The sequence below is a fragment of the Enterobacter sp. 168J2 genome (assembly GCF_034107265.1).
GTDB classification, from domain to species: Bacteria; Pseudomonadota; Gammaproteobacteria; order Enterobacterales; family Enterobacteriaceae; genus Enterobacter; species Enterobacter nematophilus.
Window position 1 is genome coordinate 1 of the sequence record NZ_JAWNEB010000006.1, and the last position, 12,746, is coordinate 12,746.

Consider the following 12,746-nt stretch of genomic DNA (forward strand, 5'->3'; position numbering starts at 1 on the left):
GGCGGCTTTAGCGCGGTGGTCCCACCTGACCCCATGCCGAACTCAGAAGTGAAACGCCGTAGCGCCGATGGTAGTGTGGGGTCTCCCCATGTGAGAGTAGGGAACTGCCAGACATCAAATAAGTGAAAAGGCCATCCGCAAGGATGGCCTTTTTGCGTTTCGGCCCTGCACAAACCGTAGGCCGGGTAAGGCGAAGCCGCCACCCGGCAGAGCAAACGACTAATGAATCACCTGCGAAAGGAATGCTCGCGTACGTTCTGACTTCGGATGCGCAAAGAACTCATCCGGCGGTGCCTGCTCAACAATCTCCCCGCGATCCATAAAGATCACCCGGTCGGCCACGGTTCGCGCAAAACCCATCTCATGCGTCACGCAGAGCATCGTCATACCGGATTGCGCCAGCCCAATCATGGTATCCAGTACCTCTTTCACCATTTCCGGATCCAGGGCAGATGTCGGTTCGTCAAACAGCATGATTTTGGGTTTCATGCACAGCGAACGGGCGATAGCCACACGCTGCTGTTGCCCGCCCGAGATCTGGCCGGGAAACTTATTGGCGTGCTCCGCGATACGAACGCGTTCAAGGTAGTGCATCGCCAGCGCCTCCGCTTCCTGTTTCGGCATCTTTCGAACCCAAATCGGCGCAAGCGTACAGTTCTGCAGAACGGTCAGGTGTGGAAACAGATTAAAGTGCTGGAATACCATTCCCACTTCCTGCCGCACGCGTTCGATATTGCGGATATCTTCATTCAGCTCGATACCATCAACCACAATGCGCCCTTGCTGATGCTCTTCAAGATGGTTAATACAGCGAATGGTTGTGGATTTACCTGAACCGGAAGGGCCGCAAAGGACGATGCGTTCGCCCTGCTTTACCTTAAGATTGATGTCCTTCAGGACATGAAACTGTCCGTACCATTTATTGACGTTTTCCAGCGTAATCATCGCGTTGGCGGGTGTCATAGTAATCTGGCTCATAATTTCCTCAGTGCGGTGTACGCCCGGTGTTAAAGCGCTTTTCCAGATGCTGGCTATAGCGCGACATGCTAAAACAAAAGATCCAGTAGATCAGAGCGGCAAAGACATAGCCCTCGGTGGACATACCCAGCCAGACAGGGTCAACGGTTGCCTGTTGTACGCTGCTAAAGAGATCGAACAATCCGATGATGATCACCAGACTGGTATCTTTGAAGAGAGCAATGATCGTATTGACCAGCCCAGGGATAACCAGCTTGAGCGCTTGCGGAAGGATCACCAGCCCCTGCGTTTTCCAGTAACCGAGCGCCAGCGATTCCGCCGCTTCGTACTGGCCTTTGGGCAATGCCTGCAGGCCACCGCGCACAACTTCAGCGACATAGGCGGACTGGAAGAGAATCACCCCGACCAGGGCACGGATCAGCTTGTCGATCGTTGTACCTTCCGCCATAAACAGCGGCAGCATGACCGACGACATGAACAGTACGGTGATAAGCGGTACGCCGCGCCAGAATTCAATAAAGATAACGGAAAGCACACGTACGACCGGCATTTTTGAACGGCGTCCCAGAGCCAGTAAAATCCCCCACGGCAGCGCGCCGGCGATCCCCACTGAAGCGATAATCAACGTCAGCGTCAGACCGCCCCACTGGCGCGTTTCAACACGTTCCAGCCCCAGGAAACCGCCATACATCAGCACCCAGACAGTAATCGGATATACCACTGCCCAGCCGGCAATATACCGTCCACGATGAGGCAGCTTTTTCCAGAACATCACCGCGATAGAGAGCAGGCCGATGACCAGCGCCAGATTAATCCGCCAGCGCTGTTCATGCGGATACAATCCATACATGAACTGACCGAAGCGCTCATGAATAAATACCCAGCAAGCGCCAGCTTTTGTGCAGTCTGCTCGGGTTGAACCGACCCAGTTGGCCTGTATAACCGCCCAGTTCAGCAGGGGAGGGATCAATTCCCACATGAGCCACAGGCAGACAATCGTCAGCAGGCTATTACTCCAGCTGGAGAACAGATTCTTACGCGCCCAGAGAATAAAACGTCCACCTGTCGAGCTGGCAGGGCGCGAGGAGTGCGACAGTATCGCTTTTGTCATCATAGATCCTTAGCGCTCGACCAGTGCTATACGACGGTTATAAAGGTTCATCAGCAACGAAATGGCCAGACTGATGATCAGATAGACGGACATGGTGATGGCAATGGTTTCTATAGCCTGTCCGGTCTGGTTAAGCACGGTTCCGGCGAAGAGAGACACCATATCCGGATAACCAATGGCAGCTGCCAGCGACGAGTTTTTGACAATGTTGAGATACTGGCTGGTCAGGGGCGGAACGATCACCCGTAAAGCCTGCGGAATAATGACCTGGCGAAGCGTCACGGTATTCGGCAAACCGAGTGAACGTGCCGCCTCGTGCTGCCCGTAAGGCACGGCCTGGATCCCGGAGCGGATGATTTCCGCAATAAACGCGGAGGTATAAATTGAAAGCGCCAGCGTTAGTGCTGCCAGTTCAGGAATTAACACCATTCCGCCCTGGAAATTGAACCCGCGCAGATGAGGAATATCCCAGTGCAGGGCTGCACCAAAAAGCCAGTGAGCAACTAACGGTAAGCCAACAGTCATCGCAGCGGCTGCTGGCCATGTTTTACGAAGCTGTCCGGTTTTAATCTGGTGCTTGCGGTTATAGCGGAACAGGCCGACGGAAATCGCGAGCGCAACAATAATAGCGACGATAAAGGCGTAAATCCCTTCGGCCACCTGCGGTGAGGGAATGTATAACCCACGATTACTCAGGAAAAACAGCTCAAACGCATCGACGGCCTGGCGGGGACCGGGAAGGTTACGCAGCACCGCGAAATACCAGAAAAAGATCTGCAGTAGCGGTGGGATGTTGCGAAACGTCTCAATATAAATAGTGGAAAGCTTTCGCAGGAGCCAGTTTTCAGAAAGACGCGCCAGCCCAATAAAGAAGCCCAGGATGGACGCGAAGACAATACACAGTGCGGATACCAACAGCGTATTCAGTAAACCAACCACAAACACGCGTCCGTACGTGTCTCCTTCCTGATAGTCGATAAGGTGCTGAACAATCCCAAACCCCGCGCTGCGATCCAGAAACGCAAACCCGGAGGTAATACCGCGATTATTCAGGTTAGTGATGGTGTTATGGATGAGATACACGGCGATAAGAACAACCGCAACAATAGCAATAATCTGGAATAGCCAGGCGCGGACCGCGGGATGAGAAAAGGATAGCGATCCTTTTACGGCTGAGCGGCGATGGGACATAAAGAAACCTCAGTAACCATGACTCTGGAGTGGGCACTGCCCGAGCAGTGCCCGTTACAGCTATGACTTAACGTACTGGTGGCGCGTACTGAATGCCGCCGTTATTCCAGAGATTGTTCTGGCCGCGTTTGATCTTCAGCGGGCTTTCCGATCCCACGTTACGCTCGAAGACCTCAGCGTAGTTACCCACCTGTTTGACGATGTTGTAAGCCCATTTGTTATCCAGCTTCAGATCCTTACCGAAGTCACCTTCTTTACCGAGCAGGTGCGCCATATCCGGTGTGGAAGGATTCGCCGCTTTCTCATCGACGTTTTTCGAGTTGATGCCCATCTCTTCTGCATTCAGCATGGCAAACAGCGTCCAGCGAACGATAGAGAACCAGTCTTCATCGCCACGACGTACAACCGGTCCGAGAGGTTCTTTGGAGATTACTTCAGGCAGAACAATCCATTCCGCCGGATTGCTCAGCTTAATGCGTAAGGCATACAGCTGTGACTGGTCAGAGGCCAGCGTGTCGCAACGACCGGATTCCAGCGCTTTGGCTGATTCATCCGAGCGGTCGAAAGTCACTGGGGTGTATTTCATCTTATTTGCTTTGAAATAATCCGCGACGTTCAGCTCGGTATCGGTGCCCGCCTGGATACACACGGTGGCGCCGTCCAGCTCTTTGGCGCTTTTCAGGCCCGCTTTATTGTGGGTCAGGAAGCCGATGCCGTCATAATAGGTCACGCCCGTAAATGACATCCCCATGCCTGCGTCACGGGAAGAGGTCCAGGTGGTATTACGCGAGAGCATGTCAACTTCGCCGGACTGCAGCGCCGTAAAGCGCTCTTTCGCCGTCAGCGGGGTGTATTTTACTTTGCTGTCATCGCCAAAAACCGCAGCGGCGACGCCACGGCAGACATCCACATCAATACCGGTAAATTTGCCGTTCGCATCGGCATAAGAGAAGCCAGGCAAACCGTCACTGATACCGCATTGAACAAAACCTTTCTTTTTAACGGCATCCAGCGTCGTTCCCGCATGGGCTTGACCAGCTATGGCAAACAACATGCCTGCAGCGGTCAGGCTGGCTATCATCGTCTTTTTCATAATGGATCCTGTGTGGCGAAATTTATTGTTATAGAAGCGTTTTTAAGCGCTTAACCTGTCTGTGGCATTGGCCAACGTTTATAAAGCAAACGTAATGCCAGTTTTGCGTTCGGCGAAATAAGTGATAACTGAACGCTTAATGCAGAGTGTAGACAGGCTTAAATAAAATGAGCGCCCCGAAACAGTGCGAAATTACAACCTGTGCCACAAATTGGAGCAAAAGTTTTAACCGGGATGAGATAAAAGACGAGATAGTTTCAGCAGTGAATATTGGCAGAGTATTCAATAGTATTAATATATGAAAATCATTAGATATAAAAAAGTGTTGATGGCGGTTGGATGAAATTACATATAAGAATGAATACGGAACTTTTTTATTTATTAGAATATGGTGCACTCATTAAAAGCAAAAGCGCGGCCGGAGCCGCGCTTTCTGAACAGATGTTACTTCGTCAGGGCAACAATACCTAACGTCAAACCCGCCACTGCGGCAGCGCCGCCGGCGATAGCACCCGCTGTTTCCCAGTTATCCTGGGTGGTGCCTTTCATACAGGTATTGGTATGGACCAGTCGACCCTGGTCATCGTAAACCGGTACACAAGGAGAGTCGTGCGCGCAACCAGCAAGCAGCGCAGCGAGAAGTGCAACGGAAATGAATCTTTTCATGATGTTACCTCAGTATTATTTCTCATTCGCTACAAAGCCAGGAGGGCTATTAACGAACTGGAGATTATTTTACCACCAGGGTAAGTTCCCGTTACACGTGGAATAATCTCAAATTATGTAGTTTGTAAAAATCATGGAGAAAAAGCGTTTCATGAATGAATTCATGGAGAAATTATGGAGACGCAAGAGGGCATTTTTACTTAATGCAAACTCATGAGGTTTTAATGCGCAATCCAATAATGACTAATCCTTTGTTTATATTAAAAATAAAAAAGGCACCAAACGGTGCCTTCAGGGATATATTAATCCTTATGGTTGGTAAATCGTCGCCGGACCACCACAAAGAAAACGGGCACGAAGAAAATCGCCAGAAGCGTTGCGGAAAGCATGCCTCCCATTACGCCCGTACCGACGGCGTTTTGCGCGCCGCTACCGGCCCCGGAGCTGATCACCAGCGGCATGACGCCAAGTATGAAGGCCAGAGAGGTCATCAGGATCGGGCGAAGGCGCATTCGTGAGGCTTCCAGCGTGGCTTCAATAATCCCTTTACCTTCTTTTTCCATCAGGTCTTTAGCAAATTCGACGATCAGAATGGCGTTTTTCGCCGATAAGCCAATCGTCGTCAATAGGCCGACCTGGAAATAGACGTCATTGTTTAACCCGCGCAGCGACGCTGCGAAAAGCGCCCCGATGACGCCCAGCGGCACAACCAGCATGACAGAGAAGGGAATGGACCAGCTTTCGTACAGCGCTGCCAGGCACAGGAACACCACGATCAGCGAAATGGCGTACAGAGCAGGTGCCTGGTTGCCGGAAAGACGCTCCTGATAAGACATTCCCGTCCAGTCATAGCCGATGCCGGAAGGCAGTTTTGCCGCCAGGCTTTCCATCATCACCATGGCCTCACCGGTACTTTTCCCTGGGGCTGACTCACCGAGGATCTCCATGGACGGCATGCCGTTATAGCGTTCCAGACGAGGGGAACCGTAAACCCAGTGAGCGCTGCTGAAGGATGAGAACGGCACCATTTCCCCATTCGCGCTGCGCACGTAGAGGTTGTTGATGTCCCCCGGCAACATACGGAATTTCGCATCCGCCTGGACGTAAACTTTTTTCACGCGGCCATGATCGATAAAGTCATTCACATAGGTACCACCCAATGCCGTCGATATCGTCTGGTTGACGTCAGATATGCTAATACCCAACGCCTGCGCTTTCTCCAGATCGACATCCAGCTTGAACTGCGGTGTATCCTCCAGACCGTTAGGACGCACGCGAACCAGCAGGTCAGGGTGCTCTTTCACCATACCGAGCAGCTGGTTACGCGCCTGCGTCAGCTGGGTATGCCCCAGGTTCGCCTGATCGATAAGTTCAAAGTCGAAGCCCGTTGCGGTTCCCAGCTCGATAATGGCAGGCAGGTTAAACGGAAATACAAGGCCGTCTTTAATCTGGCTGAACGCTTTTGTCGCTCGGCCCACGATGGCCCCAACGCTATTTTCCTTTCCAGAACGTTCTTCCCAGGGCTTCAGGCTGACGAAGGCGATACCGGAGTTCTGGCCCTGGCCGCTAAAGCTAAAGCCGTTAACGGTAAAGACGGATTCAACGTTCGCTTTCTCTTTGGTCAGATAATAGTCCTGAACCTGGTCGAGAACCTGCTGAGTACGCGTCTGAGTCGCACCCGCCGGGAGTTGGACCATCGTCATAAATACCCCCTGATCCTCTTCAGGCAGGAAGGAGGTAGGTAAGCGCAGGAACAGCACCGCCATCCCACCGACAATAATGACGTACACCACCAGATAGCGACCGGTCTTACGCAAAATACCGCTTACGCTGTTGCTGTAGTGCTCCACGCTCTTATCAAAGAGCGCATTGAACCAGCCAAAGAACCCCCCTTTCTTCTCATGATGATCGCCAGAGACGGGCTTAAGCAGCGTTGCGCAGAGTGCAGGCGTCAGGATCAGCGCAACCAGCACGGAGAGCGCCATGGCGGAAACGATAGTCAGCGAGAACTGACGATAGATGGCGCCCGTCGAGCCACCAAAAAAGGCCATCGGAACAAAGACCGCTGAGAGAACCATGGCGATCCCCACCAGCGCGCCCTGGATCTGCTCCATAGACTTCTGCGTGGCCTCTTTCGGCGGCAGCTTGTCCTCGACCATCACGCGCTCAACGTTCTCAACGACCACGATGGCGTCATCAACCAGCAGCCCTATCGCCAGTACCATCCCGAACATCGTCAGGGTGTTGATGGAAAAACCGAACGCCGCCAGTACTGCGAAAGTCCCCAACAGCACGACCGGCACCGCAATTGTGGGGATAAGGGTTGCCCGCAGGTTTTGCAGGAACAGATACATGACCAGGAAGACCAGAACGATCGCTTCAAACAGGGTCTTCACCACTTCATGAATAGAAATTTTCACAAAAGGCGTGGTGTCATAGGGATAGACGACCTTCAGCCCCTGCGGGAAGAACTGTTGCAGCTGCGCCAGTTTGCTCTTGATGGCTGCCGCTGTATCCAGCGCGTTTGCCCCGGTTGCCAGCTTAATCCCCAGGCCAGTGGCTGCCTGCCCGTTGATTTTGGTCACCATATTGTAGTTTTCGCCACCCAGCTCAATGCGAGCGACATCCTTCAGGTGAACCATTGAGCCGTCCTGGTTCACTTTGAGCGTCACGCGGCCAAACTCTTCGGGTGATTTCAGGCGAGTCTGCGCGATGATGGAGGCATTCAACTGCTGTCCGGGCACAGACGGCGTACCGCCCAGCTGGCCTGCTGCTATCTGATCGTTCTGCGTTTTCAACTGGTTGATAATATCCAGCGGTGTCAGCTGGTATTTGTTCATCGCGTTGCTGTCGAGCCAGATGCGCATCGCATACTGGGCACCAAACAGCTGAACGTCGCCGACGCCCGTCGTTCGGCTGATAGCATCTTTGACGTTCGAGGCGACATAGTCGGAGATATCATCCTGAGTGAGGTTTTTGTTGTCCGAAACAAAACCGGCGACCAGCAGGAAGCTGCTGCTGGATTTCTCAACGCCAATCCCTTGCTGCTGTACCTCTTGCGGCAGCAGCGGCATGGCGAGCTGCAGCTTGTTCTGCACCTGCACCTGGGCGATGTCCGGATCCGTTCCTGACTCGAAGGTCAGGGTGATGGTGACATTACCTGCTGAATCGCTGGTGGAAGACATATACATCAGGTTATCAATACCGTTCATGTTCTGTTCGATAACCTGGGTCACGGTATCCTGCACCGTCTGGGCGTCAGCGCCGGGGTAGGTTGCGGAAATTGCCACGGCAGGCGGAGCAATCGTCGGATACTGGGCGACGGGCAGTTTGAGAATAGCCAGCCCGCCTGCAATCATCAAAATGATGGCAAGTACCCAGGCGAAAACCGGCCTCTGAATAAAGAAATTAGCCATGTCGTCGTTCCTTAACCGGCGGGAGTCGTGGTGGTATCTGGCGTGGCGACGACGGTAGCCCCTGGTCTGACTTTTTGTAATCCGCTGACAATCACGCGGTCACCGTTTTTCAGCCCTTCCGTCACCAGCCAGCGGTCGCCAATGGCCTGAGGCGCAACGACGGTACGTGATTCAACCTGGTTTTTATCATTAACCACCAGCACGGTTGCGTCGCCTCGCGGCGTACGGGTCACTCCCTGCTGCGGAACCAGAATGGCATCTGGCTGTATGCCTTCATCAATGCGGGCGCGAACGAACATCCCCGGTAACAGCAGGTGTTGAGGATTCGGGAAAATGGCGCGCAGCGTGATTGAGCCGGTGCTTTCATCCACCGTAACGTCGGAGAACTGCAGGGTGCCTTTCTGCGGATAGGGCTGGCCATTCTCCATCAGCAGCTCAACGCTGCTGGCCGTGTCGCCTTTTTGCAGGCTCGTCTGCTTCAGGCGCATAAATTCATTGCTCGACTGGGTGACATCGACATAAATCGGATCAAGCTGCTGGACCGTCGCCAGCGCTGCGGCTTGCCCGTTCGTGACGAGCGCCCCTTCCGTCACGCTGGATTTGCCGATGCGGCCATCGACAGGGGACGTTACTTTGGTATACGCCAGGTTGATACGTGCGCTTTCAACGCCCGCTTTTGCGGCGACAACGCTGGCATCTGCCTGCTGGGCCGTGGCCACGGCCTGGTCATACTCCTGCTTGCTGACGTACTGTGTTCCCACCAGTGGGAGATAACGTTTCACCGTCAGGTGTGCAATGTTGGCTGCCGCCTGCGCCTTTGCCAGCTCGCCTTTCGCGCTGTCGTAAGCCGCCTGATAGGTGGCAGGATCAATCTGATAAAGTGAATCCCCTGCTTTTACATCGCTACCTTCCGTGAAGTTGCGACGCAGAATGATACCGCTAACCTGTGGACGAACCTCCGCAACGCGGAACGCATCTGTTCTGCCCGGGAGTTCAGTTGTGACGGCCAGCGGCGCGCTTTTCACGATATGGACGCTGACCTGAGGCGCCTGTGCATGTTGTTGTTGATTTTCCTGGCCATCGCATCCAGTGAGCAGTACAGCGCAGACAATGAAACCGGCTAAGGGTAAACGTCTGAAATGATTCGTCATTACTGTTCCTTTAAATACCCATTAACCGATGTTTGCCGTAGATCGGTAGTTGGGGCAGAGGGAAAAAATAAAATGTAGCTGCGTATAATAATGAGGGTATTTAATGTTTTTTAATTTATAAGTGCGAATGACGAGGCCTGAGGGGAAAATCAGAATCGGTCTCGTAGAAAAGAGGGATATACTTCTGCCCGATAAATCAGGTTAATAGGGTTTAATACGCAAATCATTTATTTCGTGAATTTAATTCCAGGTATGTATTTAGGTTACTTATAGATTAAGTAAATTGACTTTTTTTGTGCAAAATTAAAACGGGTTTTAGTGAATACTTCCAGCCATCCGAACCTGATGTTACGTATATACCCAGTGAGTAAAGAGTAGCTGTCAATGGCGCGTAAAAAGAAAGAAGAGGCTCAACAAACCCGACAGCAGTTGATAGAGGCGGCTATCGGGCAGTTTGCGACGCGAGGCGTAGCCAGCACGACGCTGACGGATATCGCAGATGCCGCAAAGGTTACGCGCGGTGCTATCTACTGGCACTTTACCAGTAAAGCAGAAATATTTAATGCCATATGGGAACAGCAATTACCGCTACGTGACATCATTCGCGACAGGCTTTCTCTCTCCGAAAATGACGACCCGTTGTTAATGCTTCGTGAGCAATTCATTACTGCGTTGCAGTATATCGCGCACGAACCCCGTCAATGTGCGCTGTTACAAATTTTGTATCATAAGTGTGAATTTAATAGCGATATGATTTCAGAGAATGAAATTCGGAAACGCATTGGGTTCAATTATGATTTTTTGCGCGTTACGCTGGAAAAATGTATTTCTCGGAACATCATTTCGTCGCAGGTGAACGTTGATCTGACCATAATCGTATTCCACGGTTTTTTTAGCGGCATCATTAAAAACTGGTTAATGAATACCGACAGTTTTAATCTTTACCAGCAGGCGCCAGCCCTGGTCGACTGTATTCTGGCGACACTCCCTCTCTTGCGCGTGTCGCCTCGTGATGATTACTCCACAGCGCCTGGCAACATTTCACCACGTGCGCAAAGCGCCTCGATGGTCTGCGCGCTGGCGGGTTTACCTAACAGATAACCCTGTAAGGTATTACAGCCCAGCTCCGTCAAAAAGGTTTGCTGCGCTTCGGTTTCCACACCTTCAGCCACGACTTTGAGATTGAGCGTTTTCGCGAGGGCCACAATCGCAGAGACAATAGTGGCATCCTCGCTTTCACCGCTTAACTCTTTCACAAACGCTCTGTCTATCTTCAGTTCACAGGCCGGTAAACGCTTGAGATACAGCAGGCTCGAATATCCGGTCCCAAAATCATCAATCGAGGCTTTCACCCCAGCATCCGTAAGCTCTGTCAGCACCCGCACGCTTTCATCGGGGTTGCTCATCGCCGTAGTTTCCGTGACTTCCAGGATCAACATTTCCGGCGGGACGTGATGACGCTCCAGACAGTCGAGCACTGTTTTAACCAGCGAGGGCTGTTCGAACTGCAGCGTCGACAAGTTTACTGCCATTGACCAGTTTTGATGCCCCTGAAGATGCCATTCCCTCAGCTGGCGACAGGCTTCATTAAGCACCCAGTTACCAATAGGAATGATAAGCCCGGTTTTTTCCGCCAGCGGCAGGAAAAGATCCGGCGTCAGTAAACCCTGCTTCGGATGCTGCCAGCGCAGCAGCGCTTCAAACCCGAGGAGGGGGCCCGCGGGCGCGTGAAATTTTGGCTGATAAAGCAGGCGCAGTTCATCACGATCGATAGCCATCCACAGATCGTTCATTAACTGAAGATGGGTCTGCGCCAGCGTGTTCATGGAGGGCTGGAAAAAGTGATAACCGTTTCGGCCCATATGCTTGGTGTGATACATCGCCGCGTCGGCGTTAAACATCAGCTCACGTTCGGTTTTGCCGTCGTGAGGGTAGAGGGCGATACCAATGCTAAGCGTTACCACCAGTTCATAGGGGTCGAGAGTGAACGGGCTATCGATCGCCCGCACCAGCGAATTTGCCAGCGAGGCCGCATCGTCCGGACCTTCTCCCTCAGCCAGCAGAACAAACTCATCGCCGCCAATGCGTGCAAGGGTAAACTGGCCCTTCAGGAGATGCAGCAGACGCTGCGTAACGGCGACCAGCAGCCTGTCACCGACATCATGGCCGTAGGCGTCATTGACGGCTTTAAAACCGTCGAGATCCATGAACATCAGGGCGAAATGGGTACCTTCACGGTCGGCTTTGCTGATGGCCTGATCGAGTCGGTCCTCCAGCAGGATACGGTTGGGCAGACGCGTCAGCGTATCGTGCAGCGCCAGTTGCGCAAGTTCCCGGTTCGCTTCTGCCAGCGACGAAGCCAGAAGGGCGGTTCGTGCCTGCAGGCGGGCATCCAGCATCGACACCAGCAGAGTGATCCCAAGAATAGAGAGCGCGACGACGCTGACCAGCACGGCCAGCCAGCTGCCGTTAATACCGTGATGGTGAACCATGGTAGACATTGGAAACTGCGCGGCTTTCATCCCGGCGTAGTGCATACCGGCGATGGCAATTCCCATCGTGATGGCGGCACCCAGGCGCATCAGCACCACCTGAGCGGCTTCGTGGCGCAGGCGGAAGGTCAGCGACAATGCCGCAAGCGAAGCGGCAAGCGCAATCACGACCGAAATGGCTACCCACAGCGTGTCCCAGACGATCCCCGGCATCACCTCCAGCGCTGCCATACCGGTGTAATGCATGGCAACAATACCGATTCCCATCACCAGAGCGCCGGGGAGCAGGCGGTGCATGCGCAGCTGTTCACAGCTGACGAGCCATAGCGCAAACAGTGACGACCCCACGGCGATGACCATAGATAAAATCGTCAGGGTCGCGTTGTAGCTCATGCTCATGGAGAGATCCATCGCCAGCATGCCGATAAAGTGCATGGCCCATACGCCAATGCCCATTGCAACACCGCCTCCCGCCAGCCAGACGCGCGCTGCGATGCCCTGACTCCCGGCGACACGTGCAGCCATATTCAGCGCGGTATAAGCGGCAAGGATGGCAACAGCAAAGGAGAGGGCTACAAGGATAGGGTTGTATTGGCTAACCAGCATGGTCGGTTCTACTCGAGTATGACGTTACGCGGGAGAGGTAGA

At 53.1% G+C, this 12,746-nt stretch carries 9 protein-coding genes and 1 rRNA gene; 2 read left to right on the top strand and 8 right to left on the bottom strand.

From position 1 onward, the window contains the following. A 5S ribosomal RNA gene (rrf, locus tag USG84_RS15865) occupies positions 1 to 113 on the top strand; the annotation flags it as partial. A 106-nt stretch (positions 114 to 219) separates the two neighbouring features. On the opposite strand, the gene USG84_RS15870 is transcribed toward rrf, so the two are convergent. From USG84_RS15870 to USG84_RS15900, 7 genes are all read right to left on the bottom strand, one after another. Further along, positions 220 to 978, bottom strand: coding sequence for an amino acid ABC transporter ATP-binding protein (locus USG84_RS15870; RefSeq protein ID WP_061096913.1), 759 nt, complete (start codon positions 976 to 978; stop codon positions 220 to 222). A 7-nt stretch (positions 979 to 985) separates the two neighbouring features. Further along, positions 986 to 2,089: an amino acid ABC transporter permease gene (locus tag USG84_RS15875; RefSeq protein ID WP_151412477.1), complete on the bottom strand. Its 1,104-nt coding sequence runs from the start codon at positions 2,087 to 2,089 to the stop codon at positions 986 to 988. A 9-nt stretch (positions 2,090 to 2,098) separates the two neighbouring features. Further along, complete coding sequence (locus USG84_RS15880; RefSeq protein ID WP_151412454.1) at positions 2,099 to 3,280, bottom strand: amino acid ABC transporter permease; 1,182 nt, start codon at positions 3,278 to 3,280, stop codon at positions 2,099 to 2,101. 67 nt (positions 3,281 to 3,347) lie between these two features. Next, entirely contained in the window at positions 3,348 to 4,373 is a 1,026-nt protein-coding gene (locus USG84_RS15885; RefSeq protein WP_253543366.1) for an amino acid ABC transporter substrate-binding protein, read from the bottom strand. Between the two features lie 444 nt (positions 4,374 to 4,817). Continuing rightward, complete coding sequence (locus USG84_RS15890; RefSeq protein ID WP_008502867.1) at positions 4,818 to 5,039, bottom strand: lipoprotein; 222 nt, start codon at positions 5,037 to 5,039, stop codon at positions 4,818 to 4,820. A gap of 302 nt (positions 5,040 to 5,341) precedes the next feature. Next, positions 5,342 to 8,455: an efflux RND transporter permease subunit gene (locus USG84_RS15895; protein WP_253543365.1), complete on the bottom strand. Its 3,114-nt coding sequence runs from the start codon at positions 8,453 to 8,455 to the stop codon at positions 5,342 to 5,344. A gap of 11 nt (positions 8,456 to 8,466) precedes the next feature. Continuing rightward, positions 8,467 to 9,606 (bottom strand): efflux RND transporter periplasmic adaptor subunit, encoded by a 1,140-nt coding sequence (locus tag USG84_RS15900; protein WP_253543364.1) that lies wholly within the window; start codon positions 9,604 to 9,606, stop codon positions 8,467 to 8,469. A 384-nt stretch (positions 9,607 to 9,990) separates the two neighbouring features. Here USG84_RS15900 and envR point away from each other — a divergent pair, with 384 nt between their 5' ends. Beyond that, positions 9,991 to 10,707 (top strand): acrEF/envCD operon transcriptional regulator, encoded by a 717-nt coding sequence (gene envR / locus USG84_RS15905; protein WP_061096919.1) that lies wholly within the window; start codon positions 9,991 to 9,993, stop codon positions 10,705 to 10,707. On the opposite strand, the gene USG84_RS15910 is transcribed toward envR, so the two are convergent. After that, positions 10,623 to 12,704, bottom strand: coding sequence for a putative bifunctional diguanylate cyclase/phosphodiesterase (locus USG84_RS15910; protein ID WP_253543363.1), 2,082 nt, complete (start codon positions 12,702 to 12,704; stop codon positions 10,623 to 10,625). The two genes, envR and USG84_RS15910, sit on opposite strands and share 85 nt — an antisense overlap. Positions 12,705 to 12,746 lie beyond the last annotated feature (42 nt).

Excerpts from the sequence above, each read along its gene's own strand:
- envR (WP_061096919.1), top strand. The coding sequence starts at position 9,991 with ATGGCGCGTAAAAAGAAAGAAGAGGCTCAACAAACCCGACAGCAGTTG.
- USG84_RS15890 (WP_008502867.1), bottom strand. The coding sequence starts at position 5,039 with ATGAAAAGATTCATTTCCGTTGCACTTCTCGCTGCGCTGCTTGCTGGT.
- USG84_RS15885 (WP_253543366.1), bottom strand. The coding sequence starts at position 4,373 with ATGAAAAAGACGATGATAGCCAGCCTGACCGCTGCAGGCATGTTGTTT.
- USG84_RS15900 (WP_253543364.1), bottom strand. The coding sequence starts at position 9,606 with ATGACGAATCATTTCAGACGTTTACCCTTAGCCGGTTTCATTGTCTGC.
- USG84_RS15875 (WP_151412477.1), bottom strand. The coding sequence starts at position 2,089 with ATGACAAAAGCGATACTGTCGCACTCCTCGCGCCCTGCCAGCTCGACA.
- USG84_RS15870 (WP_061096913.1), bottom strand. The coding sequence starts at position 978 with ATGAGCCAGATTACTATGACACCCGCCAACGCGATGATTACGCTGGAA.
- USG84_RS15910 (WP_253543363.1), bottom strand. The coding sequence starts at position 12,704 with ATGCTGGTTAGCCAATACAACCCTATCCTTGTAGCCCTCTCCTTTGCT.
- USG84_RS15895 (WP_253543365.1), bottom strand. The coding sequence starts at position 8,455 with ATGGCTAATTTCTTTATTCAGAGGCCGGTTTTCGCCTGGGTACTTGCC.
- USG84_RS15880 (WP_151412454.1), bottom strand. The coding sequence starts at position 3,280 with ATGTCCCATCGCCGCTCAGCCGTAAAAGGATCGCTATCCTTTTCTCAT.